This is a genomic window from Actinosynnema sp. NPDC023794 (assembly GCF_040639675.1).
Classification (GTDB): Bacteria; Actinomycetota; Actinomycetes; order Mycobacteriales; family Pseudonocardiaceae; genus Actinosynnema; species Actinosynnema luteola.
On sequence record NZ_JBFAFR010000026.1, the window covers coordinates 96,367 to 117,852 of the forward strand.

Annotated in this window: 21 protein-coding genes and 2 pseudogenes; 10 read left to right on the forward strand and 13 right to left on the reverse strand. The window is 73.2% G+C overall.

The features are described 5' to 3' along the window. Window positions 1-15: 15 nt before the first annotated feature. Entirely contained in the window at window positions 16-960 is a 945-nt protein-coding gene (locus tag AB0H12_RS34835) for a LysR family transcriptional regulator (protein WP_499628654.1), read from the reverse strand. Between AB0H12_RS34835 and AB0H12_RS34840 the strand changes: the two genes are divergently transcribed. Continuing rightward, window positions 959-1,555: a short chain dehydrogenase gene (locus AB0H12_RS34840; RefSeq protein WP_230571019.1), complete on the forward strand. Its 597-nt coding sequence runs from the start codon at window positions 959-961 to the stop codon at window positions 1,553-1,555. The two genes, AB0H12_RS34835 and AB0H12_RS34840, sit on opposite strands and share 2 nt — an antisense overlap. Before the next feature lie 39 nt (window positions 1,556-1,594). Beyond that, the gene (locus tag AB0H12_RS34845; protein ID WP_230571018.1) at window positions 1,595-1,942 is read left to right on the forward strand and encodes an ArsR/SmtB family transcription factor; all 348 of its coding nucleotides are present in this window, start codon (window positions 1,595-1,597) and stop codon (window positions 1,940-1,942) included. Window positions 1,943-2,094: 152 nt separating this feature from the next. On the opposite strand, the pseudogene AB0H12_RS34850 reads toward AB0H12_RS34845, so the two are convergent. Next, window positions 2,095-2,644 (reverse strand): annotated as a pseudogene (locus AB0H12_RS34850) (MmyB family transcriptional regulator). Between AB0H12_RS34850 and AB0H12_RS34855 the strand changes: the two are divergent. Together AB0H12_RS34855 and AB0H12_RS34860 are read left to right on the forward strand one after the other, a co-directional pair. Further along, window positions 2,547-2,936, forward strand: a complete 390-nt coding sequence (locus tag AB0H12_RS34855) for a hypothetical protein (RefSeq protein WP_499628678.1) — start codon at window positions 2,547-2,549, stop codon at window positions 2,934-2,936. The pseudogene AB0H12_RS34850 and the gene AB0H12_RS34855 sit on opposite strands and share 98 nt — an antisense overlap. A gap of 88 nt (window positions 2,937-3,024) precedes the next feature. After that, window positions 3,025-3,639 (forward strand): annotated as a pseudogene (locus tag AB0H12_RS34860) (alcohol dehydrogenase catalytic domain-containing protein); the annotation flags it as partial. A 33-nt stretch (window positions 3,640-3,672) separates the two neighbouring features. On the opposite strand, the gene AB0H12_RS34865 reads toward AB0H12_RS34860, so the two are convergent. The 6 genes from AB0H12_RS34865 to AB0H12_RS34890 all read right to left on the reverse strand — a co-directional run bounded on the left by AB0H12_RS34865 (window position 3,673) and on the right by AB0H12_RS34890 (window position 10,443). Next, the gene (locus AB0H12_RS34865; RefSeq protein WP_499628655.1) at window positions 3,673-5,025 is read right to left on the reverse strand and encodes a mannitol dehydrogenase family protein; all 1,353 of its coding nucleotides are present in this window, start codon (window positions 5,023-5,025) and stop codon (window positions 3,673-3,675) included. Continuing rightward, complete coding sequence (locus AB0H12_RS34870) at window positions 5,022-6,377, reverse strand: MFS transporter (RefSeq protein WP_499628656.1); 1,356 nt, start codon at window positions 6,375-6,377, stop codon at window positions 5,022-5,024. Before AB0H12_RS34870 ends, AB0H12_RS34865 begins: the two co-directional genes overlap by 4 nt. Then, entirely contained in the window at window positions 6,374-7,393 is a 1,020-nt protein-coding gene (locus AB0H12_RS34875) for an Ldh family oxidoreductase (RefSeq protein ID WP_499628657.1), read from the reverse strand. The genes AB0H12_RS34870 and AB0H12_RS34875 overlap by 4 nt, the downstream gene beginning before the upstream one ends. Before the next feature lie 92 nt (window positions 7,394-7,485). Then, complete coding sequence (locus tag AB0H12_RS34880; protein ID WP_499628658.1) at window positions 7,486-8,232, reverse strand: IclR family transcriptional regulator; 747 nt, start codon at window positions 8,230-8,232, stop codon at window positions 7,486-7,488. A gap of 47 nt (window positions 8,233-8,279) precedes the next feature. Next, a complete protein-coding gene (locus AB0H12_RS34885; RefSeq protein ID WP_499628659.1) occupies window positions 8,280-9,164 on the reverse strand; it encodes a GntR family transcriptional regulator in 885 nt (294 codons plus the stop codon). Between the two features lie 19 nt (window positions 9,165-9,183). Beyond that, entirely contained in the window at window positions 9,184-10,443 is a 1,260-nt protein-coding gene (locus tag AB0H12_RS34890) for a carotenoid oxygenase family protein (RefSeq protein WP_499628660.1), read from the reverse strand. A gap of 499 nt (window positions 10,444-10,942) precedes the next feature. On the opposite strand from AB0H12_RS34890, the gene AB0H12_RS34895 reads away from it, so the two are divergent. Together AB0H12_RS34895 and AB0H12_RS34900 are read left to right on the forward strand one after the other, a co-directional pair. Continuing rightward, entirely contained in the window at window positions 10,943-12,034 is a 1,092-nt protein-coding gene (locus AB0H12_RS34895) for a cytochrome P450 (protein WP_499628661.1), read from the forward strand. Between the two features lie 92 nt (window positions 12,035-12,126). After that, window positions 12,127-13,107 (forward strand): helix-turn-helix domain-containing protein, encoded by a 981-nt coding sequence (locus AB0H12_RS34900; protein WP_499628662.1) that lies wholly within the window; start codon window positions 12,127-12,129, stop codon window positions 13,105-13,107. A gap of 39 nt (window positions 13,108-13,146) precedes the next feature. On the opposite strand, the gene AB0H12_RS34905 is transcribed toward AB0H12_RS34900, so the two are convergent. Further along, on the reverse strand, window positions 13,147-13,734 hold the full coding sequence (locus tag AB0H12_RS34905) for an LURP-one-related family protein (protein ID WP_499628663.1): 588 nt from the start codon (window positions 13,732-13,734) through the stop codon (window positions 13,147-13,149). 111 nt (window positions 13,735-13,845) lie between these two features. Then, on the reverse strand, window positions 13,846-14,739 hold the full coding sequence (locus AB0H12_RS34910; RefSeq protein ID WP_499628664.1) for a trypsin-like serine peptidase: 894 nt from the start codon (window positions 14,737-14,739) through the stop codon (window positions 13,846-13,848). Between the two features lie 168 nt (window positions 14,740-14,907). Here AB0H12_RS34910 and AB0H12_RS34915 point away from each other — a divergent pair, with 168 nt between their 5' ends. The 3 genes from AB0H12_RS34915 to AB0H12_RS34925 all read left to right on the forward strand — a co-directional run bounded on the left by AB0H12_RS34915 (window position 14,908) and on the right by AB0H12_RS34925 (window position 18,420). After that, window positions 14,908-15,354 (forward strand): DUF5946 family protein, encoded by a 447-nt coding sequence (locus AB0H12_RS34915; RefSeq protein WP_499628665.1) that lies wholly within the window; start codon window positions 14,908-14,910, stop codon window positions 15,352-15,354. Between the two features lie 79 nt (window positions 15,355-15,433). After that, the gene (locus AB0H12_RS34920) at window positions 15,434-16,573 is read left to right on the forward strand and encodes a serine/threonine-protein kinase (RefSeq protein WP_499628666.1); all 1,140 of its coding nucleotides are present in this window, start codon (window positions 15,434-15,436) and stop codon (window positions 16,571-16,573) included. Window positions 16,574-16,674: 101 nt separating this feature from the next. After that, window positions 16,675-18,420: a serine/threonine-protein kinase gene (locus tag AB0H12_RS34925; protein WP_499628667.1), complete on the forward strand. Its 1,746-nt coding sequence runs from the start codon at window positions 16,675-16,677 to the stop codon at window positions 18,418-18,420. Here the strand turns inward: AB0H12_RS34925 and AB0H12_RS34930 are convergent. Both AB0H12_RS34930 and AB0H12_RS34935 read right to left on the reverse strand, forming a co-directional pair. Continuing rightward, a complete protein-coding gene (locus AB0H12_RS34930; RefSeq protein ID WP_499628677.1) occupies window positions 18,404-19,702 on the reverse strand; it encodes an RNA polymerase sigma factor in 1,299 nt (432 codons plus the stop codon). The genes AB0H12_RS34925 and AB0H12_RS34930 overlap by 17 nt on opposite strands. Further along, the gene (locus AB0H12_RS34935; protein ID WP_499628668.1) at window positions 19,699-20,118 is read right to left on the reverse strand and encodes a YciI family protein; all 420 of its coding nucleotides are present in this window, start codon (window positions 20,116-20,118) and stop codon (window positions 19,699-19,701) included. The genes AB0H12_RS34930 and AB0H12_RS34935 overlap by 4 nt, the downstream gene beginning before the upstream one ends. Window positions 20,119-20,374: 256 nt before the next feature. On the opposite strand from AB0H12_RS34935, the gene AB0H12_RS34940 reads away from it, so the two are divergent. Further along, the gene (locus AB0H12_RS34940; protein ID WP_499628669.1) at window positions 20,375-20,950 is read left to right on the forward strand and encodes a helix-turn-helix domain-containing protein; all 576 of its coding nucleotides are present in this window, start codon (window positions 20,375-20,377) and stop codon (window positions 20,948-20,950) included. A gap of 53 nt (window positions 20,951-21,003) precedes the next feature. Here AB0H12_RS34940 and AB0H12_RS34945 read toward each other — a convergent pair. Next, the coding region (locus tag AB0H12_RS34945; protein ID WP_499628670.1) for a cellulose binding domain-containing protein at window positions 21,004-21,486 on the reverse strand (483 nt) is incomplete at its 5' end.

The following is a 21,486-nucleotide window of genomic DNA, read 5'->3' on the forward strand; positions in this document are numbered from 1 at the left end:
CATGGCCGGTGCGCGTCAGCTCTCGGGTCGGGACGCGTCCCGCAGCAGCACGCGCGCGTGCTCGCGGAAAGCGTCGGTGGCGGGGTGGGTGGCGCTCCGGGGCCAGACCACCCGCACCGCCACGGGGTCGGCGTCGGTGATCGGCACGTAGCGGACGCCGGGGTGCGGGTGGGTGTGCGCGGTCGCGTCGGTGGTGACGCCGACGGCGTCGCCGGTGGTGATCGCGGTGAGCCATTCGTCGGCGTTGGCGACGTCGAGCGCGGCGGGGCGGTCCTCGGCCGGCCACAGGTCGGTGCTGGTGCTGGTGGCGGTGGCGCAGATCGCGACGGGCCGGTCGGCGAGGTCGCCCAGCCGAACCGCGGGGGCCTGCGCGAACGGGTGATCTTCGGACACGGCGGCCACGCGTGGTTCGAGGTAGAGGTCGGCGGACGCGAGGTCGCGATCGGGCGTCGCCGGCGAGCGCACGAACGCCACGTCGAGCTCGCCGCGCCGCAACGCGCCCTCGGGGTCGTCCGGCCGGAACACCCGCAGTTCCGCGTTGGGGCGCGCGTCGCGCCAACCGCGCAGCAACGGCACCGTGTGCCTGCCGAGCGCGGCCCAGGCGAAGCCGACGCGCAGCGCCCTCGGCCCGGCCTTCACCTCGGCCAGCGCGTCATCCACCTGGGTGAGGATGCGGTTGGCGTGCGCCAGCAGTCGCGCACCGGCGTCGGTCAGCGCCAGACTGCGGGTCGTGCGCTCGACCAGCCGGGTGCCGAGCCTGCTCTCCAGCTGCTCCAACGTGCGGGACAGCGCGGGCTGGCTGACGTGCAGCACGGCCGCGGCGCCGGTGATCGTGCGCTCGTTGCCGATTGCCGCGAACGCCCGCAGGTGCCGCAACTCCACGTTCATAACCGTGGAGCATAAGTGCTGCGCGATCGGCATTTCACGGACGGCGCGGATCGGCTCTAGCGTGATCGCCATGAAGATTGTCCTCATCGGTGCCGGCGGCACGCTCGGCACGGCCGTCCACACGACACTCACCGAACGCGGCCACGAGGTCGTCACCGTCGGGCGCTCCGGCGGCGACCTGCGCCACGACGTCACCGACCCGGCGCAGGTCGCCGAGCTGTACGAGCGGGTCGGTCGGGTCGACGCGGTCGTGAGCGCGGCGGGCGACGTGCCGTGGAAGCCGGTCACCGAGATGACCGCGCAGGACTACCTGGACGCGTTCCGGGGGAAGGTGCTGAGCCAGGTCGAACTCGTCCGGCAGGGCGTCGGCCGGATCGCGGAACGGGGTTCGTTCACGCTCATCACCGGCGTGCTGGCGCGCGAGCCCGTGCCGACCGGCAGCGCCGCGTCGATGGCGAACGGCGCGGTGGAGGCGTTCGTGCGGGCGGCGGCGATCGAGATCGCGCCGCAGCGCGTCAACGCCGTCAGCCCGACCGTGTTCACCGAGAGCCTCGACGACTACGGCGACTTCTTCCCCGGCATGGAGCCGGTCGACCTGGCCAAGGTCGCCCGGGCCTACGTCCGGTCGGTCGAAGGCGCGCAGACGGGTCAGGTCTACGAGCTGTAGGCGTGTCCGGGGGCACCCGCGTGCGATCATAGGCGTGGGATGAACGACCGCAATGCCGCCGACGAGGTCGACAGCGTGCTCACCGCGCTGGTCGATCCGACGCGCCGTCAGCTGCTCGACCTGCTCGCGGCGCAGGGGGAGACCACGGCGACGAAGCTGGCCGAACAGCTCCCCGTGTCACGGCAGGCGGTGGTGAAGCACCTCGCCGTCCTGGACGCCGCCGGGCTCGTCTCGGGCGGCCGGGTGGGGCGTGAGGTGCGCTACTCGGTGCGGCCCGCGGCACTCGACGCGACGGCGCGGTGGATGGCCTCGCTCGCCGCCGAGTGGGACCGGCGGCTGGCGGCCATCAAGCGCATCGCCGAGGCGGCGGAACGGGACGCGCCGTAGCGCCAGAAGCGGTGCGGTGGCGCAGGATGCGCCGAGTTGTGCGGTGCTCGACGCGGGTAGCTGTGCGGTAGCGCTCCACGGGTGTGGCTGTGCGGTGGGGCTGGGCCGGTCCGGTCAGGCGCCACCGCACGGCGTCTGTGGCCGGGACGTGGTCACGGCGTGACGCCGGGCGGGTCAGGGCCGGTCCGTTGGCGATCGCGGCGTTCCCGCCGTTCCTGCGTGGCGGCCCAGCTGGCCAGCACCTTGAGCGCGTCGGCGGTGGGTGTGCCCGAGGCGGCGGTGCAGACGTTGAGGACCAGGCCCGGCTCGGCCGGCAGCTCCATCGACTCGAAGTCCAGGTCGAGGCGGCCGATGACCGGGTGTCGCAGCCGCTTCCGGCCGCTGCGGTGGAACTTCACGTCGTGCGAGGTCCAGCGCCGGCGGAAGAGCTCGCTGCGCGCGGACAGCTCGCCGACCAGCTCGAACAAGGCCCGGTCGTGCGGATTGCGCCCCGCCTGGAAGCGGAGCATCGCGGCGGCGTCGTTGGCGACCCGGTCCCAGTCGACGAAGAACTCCCGGGCGGCCGGGTCCAGGTAGGCGAACCTGGGGGGCGTAGAGGGCGCGGATGAGGCGGTTCGTGGCCACCATGTCGTGCCTGCTGTTGCTCACCCACGCCGGCGCGTCGGTCGTGGCGTCGAGCACTTGCTGGACGGTCGGCCGCACGCCGGCCGGTGGCCTCCGGCGGGGACGGCGGGCGCCGGTGTCGGCGGCGCGGGCCAAGGGGAACAGGTGCTCGCGCTCGGCCTCGTCCAGCCGCAGCGCGGGCCGGCCCGTCGAGCACGCCTCGGAGGCGCCGGCGAGCAGCGCGACTTCCTCGCGGCGCAGTCCCTTCACCCGGCGGTTGCCGCCGTACACCGGCAAGCCGGCCTGGTCGGGGGTGATGCGCGCCCGCCACGAGCTGAGGAACTCGCGGACCTCGGCGCGGTGGTCGGGCCGGCCCACCTCCCCGGGGTAGAGGGGGCGTCGCGGCCGAAGGAGTCACTGCCATCACCCGGAACGAGGGACACTCCCGGGCCCGGCGCCGGGGTCGTCGACTTGGCGCCATGAGAGCCACTTACCTGTTCGGCGCCGGTGACGTGCGGGTCGTGGACGTGCCCGACCCGGTCATCCGCCGCCCGACGGACGCCCTGGTCCGCGTGGTCCGGGCCTGCGTGTGCGGCACCGACCTGCACCCGTTCCACGCCACGCCCACCGTGCCCGAGGGCATCCCGATGGGTCACGAGTTCGTCGGCGTGGGCGAGGAGGTCGGCGGCGAGGTGTCCGCGGTGATGCCCGGCGACCTCGTGACCGCGCCGTTCGCCCGGTCGGACGGCACGTGCGAGTTCTGCCGCGAAGGGCTGCACACGTCGTGCACGCACGGCGGGTTCTGGGCGGCGGGCGGCATCGGCGGCGGCCAGGCCGAGGCGGTCCGGGTGCCCTTCGCCGACGCCACGCTGGTCAAGGCGCCGGTCGGGGAGCACTCGGCCCTGCTGGCCTCGCTGCTCACCCTGTCCGACGTCTACGGCACCGGCTACCCCGCCGCGATGAAGGGCGGCGTGATGGACGGCCGCACGGTCACCGTCATCGGTGACGGCGCGGTCGGCCTGCTAGCCGTGCTGTCGGCCAGGCAACTCGGGGCCAAGCGGGTCATCCTGATGGGTCACCACCGGGTCCGCACCGGTCACCACGGCAACGGTGTCGTGCAGGTCCATTCAGCTCCTCCCGATCCCGCGCAGGGTGGCCACCACCCCGTCCTGGTCGATCCGGCGCACCGCGTCGGCCAGGAGCGCGCGGAACACGCGCGACTCGCGCAGCGGCGGCGGCAAGGTCAGTACGGGGAAGTCCTGCTGGTGCAGGAAACCGGCGACGGCCAGGCAGATCAGGCGCGGCTCGATGCCCATGACCAGCAGGTCGACCGCCGGGTCGAGCAGGCGTTGGGGCAGCTTGCGCAGCGCGTCGCCGGCGATCTGGTCCAGCCGGTGGGTGATCCGCGGGTTGGCCAGCCGGGTCAGCAACGCCTCGACCTCCCGCTCGTCCGGGCACCGGCCGAACCGGCGCAGCGACGGTCCGGTCTCGGCGCGCAGCAGGCGTTCGGCGAAGTGCGCGAACTCGGGGCGGCCCAAGGCGTCGGTGGTGCTCGTGCAGCCGGCCTGCAGGCCGAGGTGGGCGAGCGCCGAGTGCGTGCCGTTGACCAGCCGCAGCTTCGCGGCCTGGTGCGGCGCGATGTCGGCCACCAGTTCCGCGCCGACCTGGTCCCAGGCCGGACGCCCGGCGGCGAAGTCGTCCTCCACGACCCACCTGCGGTGCGGTTCGCCGACCACCGCGGCGCGGTCCTCCAAGCCGAGGACCTCGGCGACGCGGGCGACGTCGGCGTCCGTGGTGGCGGGCACGATCTGGTCCACCACGCTGGACGGGAACCGCACGTGCTCGTCGACCCAGTCGGCGAGGTCGCCCTCCCCGCGCCGGGCGCAGAACTCGCGCACCAGGCGCGCGACCAGGCGGCCGTTGTCGGGCAGGTTGTCGCACGAGAGGACGGTGAGCCCGGGGTGCCCGCGATCCCGGCGACGCCGCAGGCCGGCGACCACCTGCCCGACGGGGGTGCGCGGCGGTCCGCCCGCGAGATCGGCCGCCACGTCCGGGTCGTCGGCGCGCAGCCGCCCGGTGACCGGGTCGTGCCGGTAGCCGGCCTCGGTGACGGTCAGCGTGACCACGCGGGTGTCCGGTTCGGACAGCACGTCCGCCAGCCGATCCGGCTGCTGCGCGGCCAGCAGCGCCTCGCGCACGCTCCCGACCACGCGCAGCCGGTCGTCCGCGGCCCCGCGCTCGGTCACGGTGAACAGGTGGTCCTGCTCGACCAGCGCGTCGACCAGCCGCCCGTTGCGCTGGGCCACGGCGCAGATGCCCCACGGCCCGGGCTCGACCCGCATGGCCTCCTGCGTCAGCACCGCCTGGTGGGCCCGGTGGAACGCGCCGAGTCCGATGTGGACGATCCCGACCGGCGCGCTCGGCAGGTCGGCCGCCAGCCACCCGGGCAGCCGGGCCGTCGACAGGCGGGGATGGGTCACCGCGGCGCCCCCGAGGTGTCGACGGCGGCGATGTCGACGTCCTTGCCCTCCGCCGACAACAAGAACGCCACGAGCGACACGACGGCGGTGCCGGTCATCCACAGCGCGACCGGCCAGCCCCGCCCGCCCGCCTGCGCGACCAGGGCGGCGGCCACCAGCGGCGAGAACCCGGCCAGCGCCGCGCCGATCTCGCGGGACGCGGCGAACCCGGTGTAGCGGACGCGCGCGCCGAACAGCTCGGCGTAGAACGCGGGCTGCACCGCGATCATCGGCGCCAGGCCGAACGCCGTCGCCACCACCAGCGCCACCCAGATCAGCACCGGTTCGCGGGTGTCGAGCAGCAGGAAGAACGGGAACGCGAACGCCGCCGTGAACACCACGCTGAACAGGTTGAGCGGTCGCCGCCCGATCCGGTCGGACAACGCGCCGTACACGGGTTGCAGCACGATCACGACCACCCCGAACATCACCACGCCGGTCAGCCCGACCCAGCGGGGCAGGGCCAGCGACTTGGTGATGTAGGCGAGGCTGTAAGTGGCGTAGATGTAGACGATCGCGGTGTCGCAGATGTGCGCGCCGATGCCGATCAGGAAGTTGCGCGGGTAGCGGCGCAGCGCGTCGAACACGGGCAGCTTCACCGTGGTCCGCTGCCGGGCCATGCGCTGGAACACCGGCGACTCGTCGACCCGCAGCCGCACGTACAGCGCGACCGCGATCAGCGCGAAGCTGAACCAGAACGGGATGCGCCACGCCCAGTCCAGCACGGTCTGCCGGGGCAGCGTCTCGACCAGCAGGAACACCAGCGTGCCCGACAGCAGGCCGAGCTGGACCCCGGTCTGCGCGAACGACGTGAAGAATCCGCGCCTGCGCGCCGGGGCGTGCTCGGCCAGCAGCGTGGACGCGCCGCCGAACTCCGCGCCCGCGCCGAGGCCCTGGCACATCCGCAGCACGGTCAGCAGGATCGGCGCGGCGATGCCGATGGAGTCGTAGGTCGGCAGCAGGCCGATCAACCCGGTCGACACGCCCATGACCAGCGTCGTGATCACCAAGGTCGACCGGCGGCCGATCCGGTCGCCGAGGTGGCCGAACACGAAGCCGCCCAGCGGCCGGACCGCGAAGCCGACGCCGAAGGTCGCGAACCCCACGATCACGCCCGTCGCCGGGTCCTCGGTGACGAAGAACAGCTCGTTGAACACCAGAGTCACGGCGAAGCCGTAGATGAAGAAGTCGTACCACTCCAACGCGGTGCCGACCACGGACGCGCCGACGACGCGGCGCAGTTGCCCACCGCCGGAAGGGTCTTCGCGCACCGCGTCGTGCTCGGCCGCGGTGCGGTCGGCGGCTCCGGTCATGTCGTGCCCTCCTTTGCCGTGAGCAGGCCGTGCAACTCGCGCCAGGTCTCCTCGGTCATCGGGATGCCGTCGCGCAACCGGGCGCGACGGGTGCGGGCCTCCGGTTCACCCGGCACCAGCACCTCGCGGCTGCCCTGGGCGGGCGGGGTGCCGTGCAGCTCGCGGCAGAACAGCTCCGCCTGCTCGCGGAACCGCTCGACCGGGGTGAGCGAGCCGATGTCGACGGCCACCAGCACGGTGCCGAACCCGCCGCGGTAGCCGGGGAGGCTGCCGATGCCCATGCCGGTGAGCAGGCCGCCGACCACCTCGATCAGCACGCTCAGGCCGTAGCCCTTGTGCCCGCCGAACGGCAGCAGCGCACCGCCCGCGTAGAAGTCGCCGGGATCGGTGGTGGGTCGGCCGCCCGGGTCGAGCACCAGGCCCTCGGGCACGCGCTCACCGCGGTCGCGGGCCACCGCCAGCTTGCCCTCGGCCACGCCGGACGTGGCCCAGTCGACCACGATCGGCGGCCGGTCCGCCGCGCGCGGCGCGGCCCAGGCGAGCGGGTTGGTGCCCAGCCGCCGTTCCCGGCCGCCGTGGGGCGCGACGGTGGCGTCGGCGTTGCCGAACGCGAGCGCGACCAGGTCGTGCTCGGCCAGGAAGCCGACGTACTCGCCCAGCCTGCCGACGTGGTTGCAGTCCTGGATCACCGCGACGCCGCTGCCGTGCGTGCGGGTCAGGGCGCGCAGCTCGCGGGTGGCGACACCGGCCGCGATCCGGCCGAGCGCGCGGTTGCCGCGGACCACGACCGTGCCGGGACGCGGGTGGTCGACGCCGGGACGGGCGCGCGGGTCGATCCGGCCGTCGCGGATGCGGGCCACGTAGTCGACCAGCCGGCGCACGCCGTGCGAGTCGTGGCCGGTCAGGTTCGACTCCACCAGTGAGCCCGCGACCGCCTTGGCGTCGACGAGGTTCGTGCCGGCGTCGAGCAGGACGCGGACCGCGAGCTTGGTGAGTTCGCTCGACGTGACCTTCATGCGTTCCGCCTGACGGAATGCAGTTCCATCGACATGGCACCACCATGGCACGGCTCGACCGCCTTGTGAAGCCAGTCACAGGGTGATTCGGTTCAGTCGGCGCCCAACGCGCGCGAGACCTCGGCGGCGGCGCGCACGACCAGCTGCGGCAGGTCGCGGGGCGCGTCGGCGAGGTCGACCAGCGACGCCGCCGACAGCCCGCCGACCACCTCGCCGGTGTGGTTGAGCACGGCCGCGCCGACCGCCCGCACGCCGGCCTCGTTCTCCTCGTGGTCCTCGGCGTAACCGCGTTCGCGGACCGCGGCCAGCTCGGCGAGCAGGGCCCGTTCGTCGGTGATGGTGCGCTCGGTGCGGGCGGGCAGGCCGGTGCGGCGGGCCAGGGCCCGGACCTCGTCGTCGGGCAGGGCGGCCAGGATCGCCTTGCCGATGGACGTGCAGTGCAGGCGCAGGCTCATGCCGACGCGGGAGGCCAGGTGGTAGGGCCGGGCGCCCTCCACCTTGGCCACGTACACCGCCTCGTCGCCGGACAGCAGCGCGAAGTGGACCGTCCACCCGGTCCGCTCCTGGAGGTCGCGCAGCGTCGGCCGGACGTGCTCGGCGACGTCGAGGCGCTGGAGGAACCGGCCGGCGAGGCTGAGGATGCGCGGGCCGCCGACGTAGCCGCCCCGACCGTCGGCCCGCGCGAAACCGCGCCGCACGAGGGTTTGCAGGATCCGGTGCACGGTGGGCTTCGGCAGGCCGGAGGCGTCGGCGATGTCCGCGATGCGCGAGTGGTCGGCAAGCGCTTCCAGGACGCTCAGCGTCTTCTCGGCCGCAGACAGCGGTGCGTCGCCACTCATGGCCTCAATGTAGGCCAGGTTCGATCACCGCGACCGGCGCACGCGGGTCAGCGGTGGATCTTGCGCGGCGTGACGACCGTGGTCAGGCCGTCGAGGAGGCGTTCGAGGCCGAAGTCGAACAGCGACTCGAGGTCGACGTCCGCGCCCGGCTCGGCGACCCGCGCGATGTGCGCGACCAGCGGTCCGTCCACGGCGAGCCGGGCCGTCATCCACTGCTTGCTGGTCATCCCGGTGTCCAGCTCCGCGCCGGCCTCGCTCTCGATGTTCACCGCCGTGCCGCGCACGTGGTTGACCACCGCGGCGTAGACGTGCAGGCGGGTGCGCTGGTCCAGCCCGAGGCCGTCGAGCGCCCGCAACGTCCACTCCGCGTACGCGAGCAGGCCCGGCAGCGTGGCCGGCCGGACGATCGACACCAGTCGCGGCAGCCAGGGGTGGCGTCGGTAGGCCGCCCACTGGAGCCGGGCGGCGGCCCGCAGGTGGGAACGCCACCCCGGCGGCGGCTGCGGGTACTCGATCTCCGCGAACGCGGCGTCGGCGATGAGCTGGGGGAGGTCGGCGTCGAGGTGCTCGCGCAGGGTCACGGTCGCGACGCCGAGCTTGGCCGCGACCGCCCGGGGGGACAGCGCGGCCAAACCGTCGGCGTCGGCGATGCCCATGGCCACCCGGACCACGCGGTCGCGGTCGAGACCGCCTGCCGACCGGGACGGCAGCCTGCGCCGGGCCACCACCGCGCCGACGCGGGACGTCGACTCGATGGCGCCCGCCTGCTTGAGCGCGGCCAACGCCTTGGTCGCGGTGGCCATGGCGACGCCCCACTCGCGCATGATCGCCCTGGTGGTGGGTACCGGGTCGCCGGGTCGCAGTTCGCCGTCGGCGATGCGGCGTTCGACGTCGGCGACGATCCGGAGGTACGGCGGCTGCGGGTCGGTCACGGCGTGATCGTGCCAGGCCTCAGCGCTCGGGCAGCCAGTTGCCGTGCAGGCCGAGCGGCACCCTGGCCGGGAGGTGCACGCGGGCGACGGGTTCGCCGGTGAAGTCCTGGGCCGCGAGGATCACGAGGTCGCTCGCGTCCCGCTCGGGGTTGTGGACGTAGGTGAGCAGGTAGCCGTCGTCCTCGCCCTGACCCGTGGCGGCGAACACGGCCTCGCCGACCGCCTCGTGCCGGCCGAACCCGTGCACCTCGGACGTGCCGCGGTCCAGGTCGTGCTTGACCAGGGCGTTGGTGAAGGCGTCGTCGGACGGCGCGCCCTCGGGCGTGAACGGGATGCCGTACAGGGCGGTCGCGGCGGAGTAGCCGTACCGGTGCGGGCGGGTGGCGCGTGCCTCGTTGAGGCGCGGGAAGTCCTGCGGCCGGTCGTCGACGTGGCGTTGGCCGACCTCGTCGCGGGTGATCGTCCAGCGGTCCAGCGCGGGCCGGATCGCACCGGGGTCGGCCGGGTCGAACGGACCTTCGGCCGTGACGACGTCGACCACGACCGCGTCGCCGTCGTCGTAGGCGTTGAGCGTGTGGCTGACGTGGACCGGGTCGAGGTCGAGCCAGCGCACGTCGCCGCCGGTCCGCGGCATGACGCCGACCCGGGTCGGGTGCTCCGGGAGCCATCGGCACTCGAACCCGTCGAAGCCGATCGGTGTGTCCCAAAGCACGACGTGGTTCTCGGTGAGCGCGAAGTCGTGCATGAACGGCGTCCGCGTCAGGGGGACGGTGGTGGTCCGGACGACGTTCCCGCCCGCGTCGATCACGATGTGCTGGACGAACTCGCGGCCCGGCAGGTACGACAGCGAGTGCAGTTCGCCGGTGAGCGGGTCGTGCTTCGAGTGCGCGCCCGCCGTGAAGCCCTCCGCGGTCGCGCCGAGGGCGCACGCGCCGACGGTGTTCAGCTCCGCGTCCAGCTCCGCGGGCGGCAGGCCGCCCTCGGCGAGGGCGAACGTCCGCCGGGCGTGCTCGAACACGTGCACCATGGGCGCGAAGCCCGGTGTGCGGACGAAGCGGTTGCGGTACCACTCGGCCCGGCCGTCGCGCAGCCGCACGCCGTGCACCATCCCCTGCCCCATGCCCCACAGGTGCACGGCGGGGTCCTCGACGCCCAACGGGTTGGGTCCGTTGCGCAGGTAGCGGCCGTCGAGCTCGGCCGGGATGCGCCCCGTGACGGCGAGGTCGTGCGCGGTGATCTCTTCGGTGACCGGTGCGAAAGGCCCTTCCAGGTACTTCATGCGAAAACCGTATGCGGGAGATCGACCGGACTTCGCGCGGTGACGGCAAATGACCCGCCGTGCACTAGTGCAACCGCACGAGCGGGTCGGGCGGTGGTGCGGACCATCACTCCCGGTACGAGATGTGCGGCGAACTTCGTGTTTCGGGCAGCTCGCTGGACAACAAGAAGCCGGTGCGGACGTACCACTGCAACGGTGGCGCGTGACGTCATCGGGCGGGCGCGCGGCTGCTGGGGGATCCTTGTCCCCGCACAGGCTTGTTCGAACGTGTTCGGAACAGGGCTCGACGCGTTCCGAACAGTTCGGCGGCCCGCGGGTCGTTGACGGGCCACGACGCCACCTGTTGCCTGGGAACGGGCAGCCGATCGGTTCGATCGGCGGTCGGACGGGGAGGAACCGCGTGAAGCGCTTGATGAGGCCGTTGATGCGCCGGTTGGGGATGGAACGGGGGGTGCGGCGCCTGGCGTGGGCGCCGGTGGGCTACACCTACTACTGACGGATGTCGTTCGGTCCGATCCGCCGGCTGGGGTGGCGGGGGATGTGGAAGCTGCACCGGCGGTGCGTGCGGAAGCCCGTCTTCCGCACGCTCGCCGGCAGCGTGGTGGTCTGCGAGCCCGGGTTGGCCAGGTGGGTGCTGGTCGACGCCGACGGGCGGTTGGAGCACGTGCCCGCGTTCTGGCGTCCCGGCGGTGTTCCGCTGCTACCGCCGGTGCGCGCCGCGCTGAACCGGTGGGTGCACGCGAGCCTGGCGGCCGAGGATCCCGACGCCGTGGCCGCGGTCGCCGTGGACGCGGTGGCGGCGTCGCGCGGCGACCTGCACCGCGCCTGCCTGCACGCAGTGACCGAGGCGAACCGGCGGCCGTTGGGGCTCGACCGGGACGGCGACCTGCGCGGGACCGTGACCCGGTTCCTGGACGACGTGTTCCACGCGATGATGACCGGTTCGCGCCGGTTCCCGGACAAGGAGACGTTCCTGCGCCTCGCCGCGCGGGCCGGTGCGGCGTTGGCGGACGGCGCGGCGCCCGGCTTCCCGGAGGTGGAGGCCGACGTGCGCGGCGAGGTGTACCTGCGTGCGGTGACCGCGTTCGTCGGTGCCCCCGCGGCGGCGCTCACCTGGCTGATCTGCGCGCGGCAGTCGGCCGACCTGGTCGCCGCCCGCCGGCGTGCCGGAGCGGTGGAGGAGGCGTCACCGGACCACGTCGCGCTCGAAACGCTCCGGCTGTGGCCGCCCGCGTGGCAGCACCGCCGTCCGGTGCTGCACGACCACCGGATCGGGCCGCTGGAGGCGCTGCGCGGCGACGAGGTCGTCGTCCCGGTGTACGCGTTGCAGCGGCATCCCCGGCACTGGACGGATCCCGACGTGTTCGACCCGGGTCGGTGGGCCCGTTCGCCGAGCCGCCCCCAGGCCTTCGTGCCGTTCTCGACCGGTCCCGGCGCGTGCGTGGGCGCGAGCTTCGAGGTGCGCTGGTTGGCGGCCGTGGCGAAGCACCTCGCCGCCGGCCCGCCGCTCGCCCTGACCCGGCGGAGCAGCGATCCCTGCGTCACCGCCGTGTTCTCCGCGCCTGAGCACGCACTGGGTGCGAGGGCGTGACGGCGGTGTCCGGAACAGCGCTCGTGCTGTGCGGACGAGATCCGAACAGCGTACGAGCGGTCCCTACTTCGGCGGTCCCATGATCACCGCCCGTGGCCCATGATGAGGTGATGGGCCAGGACGGGGGCGACTCGACGGCGGCGGCGCCACAACCGGCGAGAGCCGGCACGTCCGCGGAGTTCGTCGCCGCACTGCGGACGTTGCGGACGTGGTCCGGCCTGACCTACCGGCAGCTCGAGGGCAAAGCGGCGGCGAACAAGGACGTGCTGCCCGCCAGCACGATCGCGACCACGCTGGGCCGCACCGGTCTGCCCAGAGAACGGTTCGTCGACGCCTTCGCCCGCGCGTGCGGCCTCGGTGAGGACGACGTCCGCCGGTGGCTCGAGGTCCGGCGGCGGCTCGCGCTGAACCAGCCCACGCCTGCGGCCGACCAGGACCCGGCCGGTGACGAGCAGGACTCGGCGCGCCCGTCCCGTTGGCGGCGGGTGGCGAGCCTGGTGGTCGCGGCGGTGTGCGGCGCGGCCACCGCCTCGGGCGTGACGGCCCTGATCGACGCCGCGGAGCCCGCGCCGTCAGCGCTCCCGGTGACCGGCCTGTCCGTGCGGCCGATCGGCAGCTGGGCCCGCGTCCACCCCGCCCGTACGCCGGACCTGTGCGTGACCGAGGGCGTCGACCGCACCGGCCGGTACGGGACCGCCGTCGCCGCCCAACGTCCCTGCGCCGGCGCGACCCTGCCGCGCGTGTACCTCGAACCGGTGGGCAAGGACGTCGTGCAGATCCAGTGGCACCACCCGGAGCACGGCGTCGGCTGCCTGACCGTGCTCGTCGAGGGACCCGGCCGTGACCTGGTCGAACCGCGCGAGGACTGCGCCGAGGACGACCCGGCCCAGCAGTTCCGGATCGAGCCGTTCGGCCCACCGGTCGCCGAGCGCTTCCGCATCCGCCCGGTCGTCACGGACCACTGCCTGAGCCTGCGCGACCAGGACACGGACGACGGCGCGGAAGTGGTCCAGGGCCGCTGCTCCACGGCGGCCGACCAGGAGTTCCTGATCGAGCTGATCCCGCCGCCCTGAGCCGGGTCGACGTGCTCGGAGGTGTGCGGGCGGCGTCGCCTACCGGGACTGCAGGGCGTCCACGGCGACGGCCTGCGCGATCACCGCGCGGCGGTCGATGTAGGGGTCGGCGATCTGGATCAGGTAGTGGTCGCGGACCCACGTCTTCTTGTCCACGCTGAACACCGGCTGACCGTTGCGGGCGAAGTCGAAGTGGTAGCGGAACGGGAACGGGATGTTGTTCACCAACGGCAGGATGCCCCAGAGGCGGCGCAGGATGGCGAGGCCGTGGTTGCGCTCACGACCCGTGGCGGTCGGCGCGTTCGGCTGGTCGAGGTGCCAGGTCGAGTTGATCAGGGACTTGCCGAAGTCCTTGCGGAACAGGGCGATGGACTGCCCGGCGCCGTCGACCACGTCGTAGCCGCTGCCGAGGTCGATCACCTTGCGCGCGCGGAAACCCGCGAGCACCTGGCTCTTGCTCGAATCGGTGTAGATGGTCACCTGCTCCTTGAAGGCCATCCGCTTCTGCTCGACGAACGCCACGAGCGGGCCGGGCTCGCCGCCGTTGTCGGCGAAGACCTCGTAGCGGTTCACCATCAAGGTGACCTTCTGGTGCATGTGCAGCACGTTCGTGGCCTGCGTGAGCATCGGCGTTCCCCCTTGGACTTCGGTGAGCCCGAAGTTTGTCACCCGACCGGATGAAGATCACCACAGGGGCCGGTGACGGGCCGGGCGCGTGGCCCGGCCCGCCGACCGAGGTCAGGCGGCCTGCGCCTGGGTGTAGAGGTTCTGGGCGTCGGCGCCGAAGTACGGGCCGAACATCCAGTTCGGGAACAAGTTGATCTTGTAGCTGTTCACCGAGTTGACCGTGCTGGCGCCGGTCGCCTCGGAGAACGCGCGGAACCAGGGACCGCCGCTGGCGCCGCCGGTCATGTTGCACGTCATGCCGATGCCGTCGCTGAGGAAGGCGTTGAACGTCCGACCGCTGCAATAGGTGAGCTTCGTGCCGTCGTACGGCGCGGCGGCGGGGTAGCCGAAGGCGTAGGTGTTGTCGGCGCGCGGCAGGTTGAACGCGATGCCCTGGGCGCCGACGACGTCGGTGAGGGACTGGCCGTTCAGCTGACCGACGACGATGGCGCCGATGTCGTAGTTGATGTCCTCGCTCGCGTGCCACTGGGGGGTGGCGAAGGTGGCACGTGCGGTCCACGTGCCGTACGGGGCGTTCCCGTTGTCGTAGGCCGGGACGAACGCGACGTTGGTGTGGTAGGCGCCGTCGAGCTTCACGCAGTGCCCGGCCGTCATGACCGTGCTCTTGTTGGCGCTGGTGACGGCGTTGCCGCTGCACGAGGCGTTGCGGCCTTGGTAGGTGAAGAACACCCGGCCCGCGGTCCGCACGACCGCGCCGCCGACCGTCCACGCGCTGCCGCCGTTGGGGAAGGCCAGCGGTGCGATGGTGGTCGGCTCGCCGGTCGGGACGGTGGAGCGCAGTGCGGCGGAGGTCGTGGTGCGGAGGTCGAGCGGAACGGCGGCGCGCATCCGTTCCGGTGTCCAGTAGGAGCCGGGGGCGGGCGCGGACTGCGCCGCCGGGATGGTGATCACCGACAAGGCCAGCGCGCTCGCCAGGGTGACCAGTCGTTTCACGGCACGGTTCATGATCTTCCACCTTTCGTGGGTCGATCAACGGCAGGGGACCGTGTGGTGAAAGTTACTCAGCGCAACGCCCGGGCGTTTCCGGCGAACGGGTGAGAACCGGCGAGGTGCGCTTGCGGAGGGTGGGCGCGGCTTGACCTTCCAGCGGGTGGAGTCCGTACGGTTCGGTCCATGACCCGCTGCTCCGAGTGCGGTGCGCCCGACCGGCCGCACTCGTGCGAGGAGCTGTTCCACGTCGTGCTCGCGCTCGACCACTCACGCCGCGCGCCGTGGGGGCCGCTGCACGGCGTCACCGTGTCGTGCTTCCTGCTCCAGCACCCCGGCCGCCTGCCGGAACGGGACCGGCCCCGTCCGTGGGCCACCCTGCACGTCTACCTCGACGGCGGACTGACCGCGGTCACCCGGTTCGCCGAAGCGATGCGCCGCGCCAACTCCCGGCACGGCAGCGGGCTCGGGGACGTCGTGGCAGGCGTGCCGGTCGCACCGCTCGGTCCGACGCCGAGGGCCTTCGACGTGACCATCGCCGACGTCGCCGCGGACGGCACGTTCCCCGCCGCCGGCTTCCCGGAACGGGTCGAAGCCTGGTCCGCGGCCACCGTCGCGGCCTGGCGGCGCTGACCTCGAAGGCGTCGCGTTTGTCATCGGCGGGGAAGGGGCACTTGAGGGTGTCCTGTGTCCCCGCCGGAGGGTGGTAACGGTGTCGCTTCCTGGCCGTGGCGAACTCCTGGCCGGTCGGTACGAGTTGGCCGGGACGCTCGGCGTGGGTGGGATGGCCGAGGTGCGCCGGGCGTGGGACACGGTGCTGCGGCGGGACGTCGCGGTCAAGTTGTTCGACTCCACCGCGGACGCGGACGCGGGTCGGCGGTTCGACAACGAGGCCCGCACGCTGGCCATGTTGTCCCACCCCGGGCTGGTCTCCGTGCACGACGCCGGCCACGCCGGCGGCACGGCGTTCGTCGTGCTGCGGCTGGTCGAGGGCCGCACCCTGCGTGATCGGATCGCCGACGGACCGTTGTCGGTGGCCGAGGTGCGAGACCTGGGCGCACGGCTGGCCGACGCGTTGGCCTACGTGCACGAGCAGGGTGTAGTGCACCGGGACGTCAAGCCGTCCAACATCCTGCTCGACCACGACGGCACGCCCTACCTGGCCGACTTCGGGCTGGCGCACCTGGCCGACACCACCCGCTTCACGCGCACCGACCAGATGGTCGGCACGGCCGCCTACCTGGCGCCGGAACAGGTGCGCGGCAGCGGGGTCGGACCGGCCGCCGACGTGTACTCGTTCGGGTTGGTGCTGCTGGAGTGCCTGACCGGTCGCCGCGAGTACCCGGGCGGTGACGTCGAGTCGGCCGTGGCCCGGCTGCACCGCCCACCGGCCGTGCCGGACGACCTGCCCGCCGACCTGGTGCGCCTGCTGTCGTTGACGACCGCCCTGTCGGCACGCCGCCGGCCGTCCGCCCACGACTGCGCCCGCGTGCTGCGGAACCGCCCCGGCGACGAGCCGACCGTCGCCACCGCCGCGCCCGGCTCACGCCGGAGGCCGACGGCGCTCGTCGCCTCGGCGGCCGGGCTGGTCGGCGCGCTCGGCATCGCGTGGGCGGTGTCGCCCGGACCGGTCACCTCCGCGCCGGTGGAGTCCCCGCCGCAAGCCGTCGTCCAGGACACGACCACGCCGCCGAGCCTGCCGGCGACCGGCACGGGGACGAGCACGACGACGTCGGTCGTCGAGGAGCGGGCCCCCGCCGGTACGAAGGCGGGACCCGCGCCCGGTCAGGACAAGGACGGGAAGGCGAAGCCGGCCGGCAAGGCGGAGAAGACCGGGAAGGGCAAGCCCTGAGTCGGGGCACCCGCCGCGTCGGATCCGATCACGTCCGTGGAACCCTTTGGCCTTGATCCGCGTCGGTCCTGCAGTGGCGGCGTGGCGGACCCGGGGGAGTCATGGCGGAGGAGTTCGGGCCTTATCGGGTCGGCGAACTGTTGGGGCGCGGCGGCATGGGCGAGGTGCACCGGGCTCACGACACGGCGCACGACCGCGTGGTGGCGCTGAAGCGGCTCTCCGCCGAGCACAACGACGACGAGGACTTCCGCGCCCGGTTCCGGCGGGAGTCGCGGATCGCGGCACGGCTGCGCGAGCCGCACGTCATCCCGATCCACGCCTACGGCGAGATCGACGGCCGGCTCTACCTGGACATGCGGCTGGTGGAGGGTCGTGACCTGGCGGCGGTCGTCGCGGACGGGCCGCTCGACCCGGCGCGGGCGGTGCGGCTCATCGCCCAGGTGGCCGGCGCGCTCGACGCCGCGCACGCGGACGGCCTGGTGCACCGGGACGTCAAGCCGTCGAACATCCTCGTCACGCCGGACGACTTCGTGTACCTGGTCGACTTCGGCATCGCCCGCAGCGTCCTGCCCGCCGGCACGCACCTGACCGCGTCCGGCGCGGTGATCGGAACGCTGGACTACCTCGCGCCCGAGCGGTTCGGCGACGGACAGGTGGACGGCCGCGCGGACGTCTACGCCCTGGCCTGCGTGCTGCACGCGTGCGTCACGGGCAACCGGCCGTTCGAGGCGGACAGCGCCGCCGCCCTGCTCTGGGCGCACCTCCAACAGCCACCGCCCTCCGCCTCCGCCGCCAACCCGGCCGTGCCGCGCGCGTTGGACGACGTGATCGGGCGCGGCATGGCCAAAGACCCAGCGCACCGCTTCCAGACCGCCGGCGCCCTCGCGGCCGCGGCGGCCGAAGCCCTCGCCACCCCGCCACCGTCACGGCCCAGTCCCGCCCAAGACCGACCACCACTCGCTCGCGCCACGCCCCCCGACGCTCCCCAAGGCACGCCTGCGGGACTCGGCCCGGGCCCTGCCGCGCCTGGACCGTTCACTCCCTCCCGAGGCACGCCCGCACCGCTCACCCCCGCCCCGGGAGCGCACTCTGCGCCACACGGCGCGACACCCCGCCCCGCGCCGTTCGCTCCCACCCCCATGGCGGGTCCCGTCCGGCAGCCGCCCGGCCGCAAGGTGCCGGTCGCGCCGATCGTCGCCGGTGCGGTGGCGTTGGTGCTGGTAGCGGTGGTGCTCGTCTGGTCGTCGGACTGGCTGGGCGACGGCCGGCTCGCGAGCAACACCACGACGTCCGTGACGACCACGACCACGACGACCTCCAAGGCGACCACATCGTCGACGTCGACCGCGACCACCACCGTCGACCAGCAGGCGACCGTCCTCCTGGAACGGCTGCCCACCGTCTACCGGGGCAACCCGAGCTGCGCGCCCACACCGTCGAGCGGGGGAGCCGCCGCGACCGTCACGTGCACCGAGGCGAACTCGGCGCACTTCCGCTTCCCCCCACCGGATCAGGCGGTGTTCCACCTGTTCGCCGATCGCGCCGCGCAGGACGCCCACTTCAAAGCCCTGGTGGGCGCCAACCGGATCCCGCGCGACGACAGCCAGGGCGGCTGCCGCCCCCTGACCCAGCCCGCGCACTACGCCCTGTACTACCGGTCCGAGAGCGGTCCCGTCCCCGGCGAGTACACGACCTGCTTCGTGGCCGACGGCGTGGGCCGGGTGTGGTGGGTCGACACGCGGACCTCGGTCACGGGCGAGCTGCGGTCGTCGACGGCGCTCGACCCGGACTCGCTCGACCAGCTCGGCTACTGGTGGAACTCGATGATCCTCACCCAGATGTCCTGAGGTCGCCGAGCTTGCGCGCCAGCACCGCCCGTTCCCGCTCGTTGCCGCACAACCGCACGGCCCGTTCCAGCTCGGCCCGCGCCTCGTCCGCACGACCCAGCCTGCAGAGCAGCTCACCGCGCACGCTGGACAGCAGGTGGGAGTTCGCCAGCGCGTCGGAGCCCGCGAGGCCGTCCACGATCGGCAGCGCCTCGCCCGGTCCACGGGCCATGGACACCGCGACCGCCCGGTTGAGGTCGACCACCGGCGACGGCGCGAGTCGGCCGAGCGCCTCGTACAGCAGCACGATCCGCTCCCAGTTCGTCGCCTCCACGGAGGGCGCGACGGCGTGGCACTCGGCGATGGCCGCCTGCACGCCGTAGGCCCCGAGGCCACGGCCCACCTTCTCGGCACGGGCCAGCGCGGCGCGTCCACGCCGGATCGCGGCGTGGTCCCACCGGCGGCGGTCCTGCTGCTCCAGCAGCACGGGCTCGCCGTCCGGCCCCGTGCGGGCGGGGAAGCGCGCCGCGGTCAGCTCCAGCAACGCCAGCAGGCCGAACACCTCGGGTTGGTCGGGCACCAGTCGGCTCAGCACGCGGGCGAGCCGCTGCGCCTCGGCCGCGAGGTCGAACCGGATCAGGTCGTCACCGGAACTGGCCGTGGAACCCTCGGTGAAGATCAGGTAGATCACGTTGAGCACCGAGTTGAGCCGCGCGGCCCGCTCCTCGGCCGTCGGCACCTCGAACGGCACGCCGGCCGCGCCGAGGGTCTTCTTCGCCCTGGTGATCCTGGCCTGCGCGGTCGCGGTCGGGACCAGGCACGCCTTGGCGATCTCGTCGCTGGTCAGACCGCCGACCACGCGCAGGGTCAACGCCACCCGCGCCTCCCGCGACAGCACGGGGTGGCAGGAGATGAACATCAACGCCAGCACGTCGTCGTCGATCTGGTCCGGGTCCCACGGCAGGTCGTCGGCGTCGACGGGTCCGCCGCCCGAGGTGGCGCCGCCCTCGTCCAGGTCGTGCGCGAGCGCGGCGTACCTCTCGTCGAGGGCGGAGCGCCGGCGGAACGCGTCGATCGCGCGCCGCCGGCCGACGGTGAGCAACCACCCCGCCGGGTTGGCGGGCACGCCGTCGCGCGGCCACGTCACGAGCGCCTCGGCCAGCGCCTCCTGCGCCAGGTCCTCGGCCAGCGCGAAATCGCCGGTGTAGCGCGCGAGCGCGCCGACGATCCGCGCCGACTCGATCCGCCAGACGGCGGCGACGGCGCCGCGGCCGGTCGGGTCGCCCGCCGTCGACCCGTTCAGAGCTGACCGTTGGCTTCCCGCCACGCCCGCTCCTTCTTGATCCACTCGTTGTCCTGGGGGAACTCGTCGATCGTGGTGACCCGGCGGATCTCGGTCTTGAAGCCGGGCCCGCTGATCGGGGACCGCTTGGCCCACTCGACGGCTTCCTCCTTCGACGCCACGTTGAGGATGTAGAAGCCGTTGAACAGCTCCTTGGTCTCGCCGTACGGGCCGTCGGTGACCACGGGCGGCTCGGACGAGTAGTCCACCACCACGCCGTCCTCGGCGCTGTCGAGCCCTTCCGCGGCGATCAGCACGCCGGCGCGGATCAGCTCGTCGTTGTACTTGCCGATCGTCTCCAGCATCTCGGTGAAGTCGATGTCGCCCATCTGCGCGAAGGCCTCGTCGGTCGCGCGCATGATCAGCATGTACTTCATGGTTCCATCTCCCTGGCCGTCGTCCGGGCCCTCTCTCGGACCCCGTCACCCCAAGGTCGAACGGGCAGTGCCGCGGATCGACACACCCGCCGAACTTTTTTCCGAGAGAGCGCGGGCAGCCTACTTCGCCCATGCGCGCCGACGTCATCCCGCCCGCGCCCGTGCCGGTGGTGTCCAGTTGGGCCATCCACACCGGACCCTGGGCCAGAGGCCTCCGGCGTGGCAAACAGACTTGCCGGTTTGGCAAGCTGCGGGCATGGACGACGACCTGGACCGCGTGCTGACCGCCGTGGGGCCGCGGCTGCGGGCGCTGCGCCGTGCCCGCGGCGTCACCCTGGCCGAGCTGTCCGAGGTCACCGGCATCTCGGAGAGCACCCTGTCACGGCTGGAGAGCGGCCGACGGCGGCCGAACCTGGAGCTGCTGCTGCCGCTGGCGCGGGCGCACGGCGTGCCGCTCGACGAGCTCGTCGGCGCACCGCCCACCGGCGATCCTCGCGTCCACATCCGCTCGGTCCGCCGGCACGGCATGACGTTCATGGCGCTGAGCCGCCGACCGGGCGGCACGCAGGCGTTCAAGGTGATCATCCCTGGCTCGCTGCACGACGCCGTGCCCACGCCGCAGACCCACGAGGGGCACGAGTGGCTCTACGTCCTCAACGGACGGCTGCGGCTCGTGCTGGGCGAGCAGGACATCGTGCTCACGCCGGGGGAAGCGGCCGAGTTCGACACCCGGGTACCGCACTGGCTCGGCACCGCCGACGCCGCGTCCGTCGAACTGCTGATCCTGTTCGGCCCGCAGGGCGAACGCGCCCACGTGAGAACCCGGACCTGACCAAGCACGCCGGTGTGCCCCTCACCTCGCTGTGCGGGGCACACCGGCGTGCGTCACGGGGTCCGGCAGCTGACGGTCGGCGCGGCCCACTGGCCGTTCGCCATCACGGTGAAGCCGAACGTGGTGCTCGCGCCCGCGGCGAGGTTGCCGTTGCCGTTGGGCTTCATGGTCATCACGTTGCCGCTGGAGTCCCAGCTGGGCGTGCCGCTCCAGGTCGTGGAGATCTTCTGCGGCGACGTCACGGTCACGGTCGCGGTCCAGCTGGTGATCGCCGAGGAACCGGCCCGGATCGTCACCTCGCCGTTGAAGCGGTCACCCCACTGCTGGCTCGTGCGGTAGGTCGCGGTGCAGGAGCCGCCCGGCTGGGGCGTCGTGGTGGTGGTCGGGTTGGTGGTGCCGGGCGGGGTGTCCGTCGGTGCGACGGCCCGACCGGTCGACGGTGAGATCATGCCCGCGCACAGGTTGCGGCTCGCGAGGTTCGCGGCGATCTGGGGGACGGCGTTGATGGTGGTCTGGTAGCCGTCGTGCATGAGGAT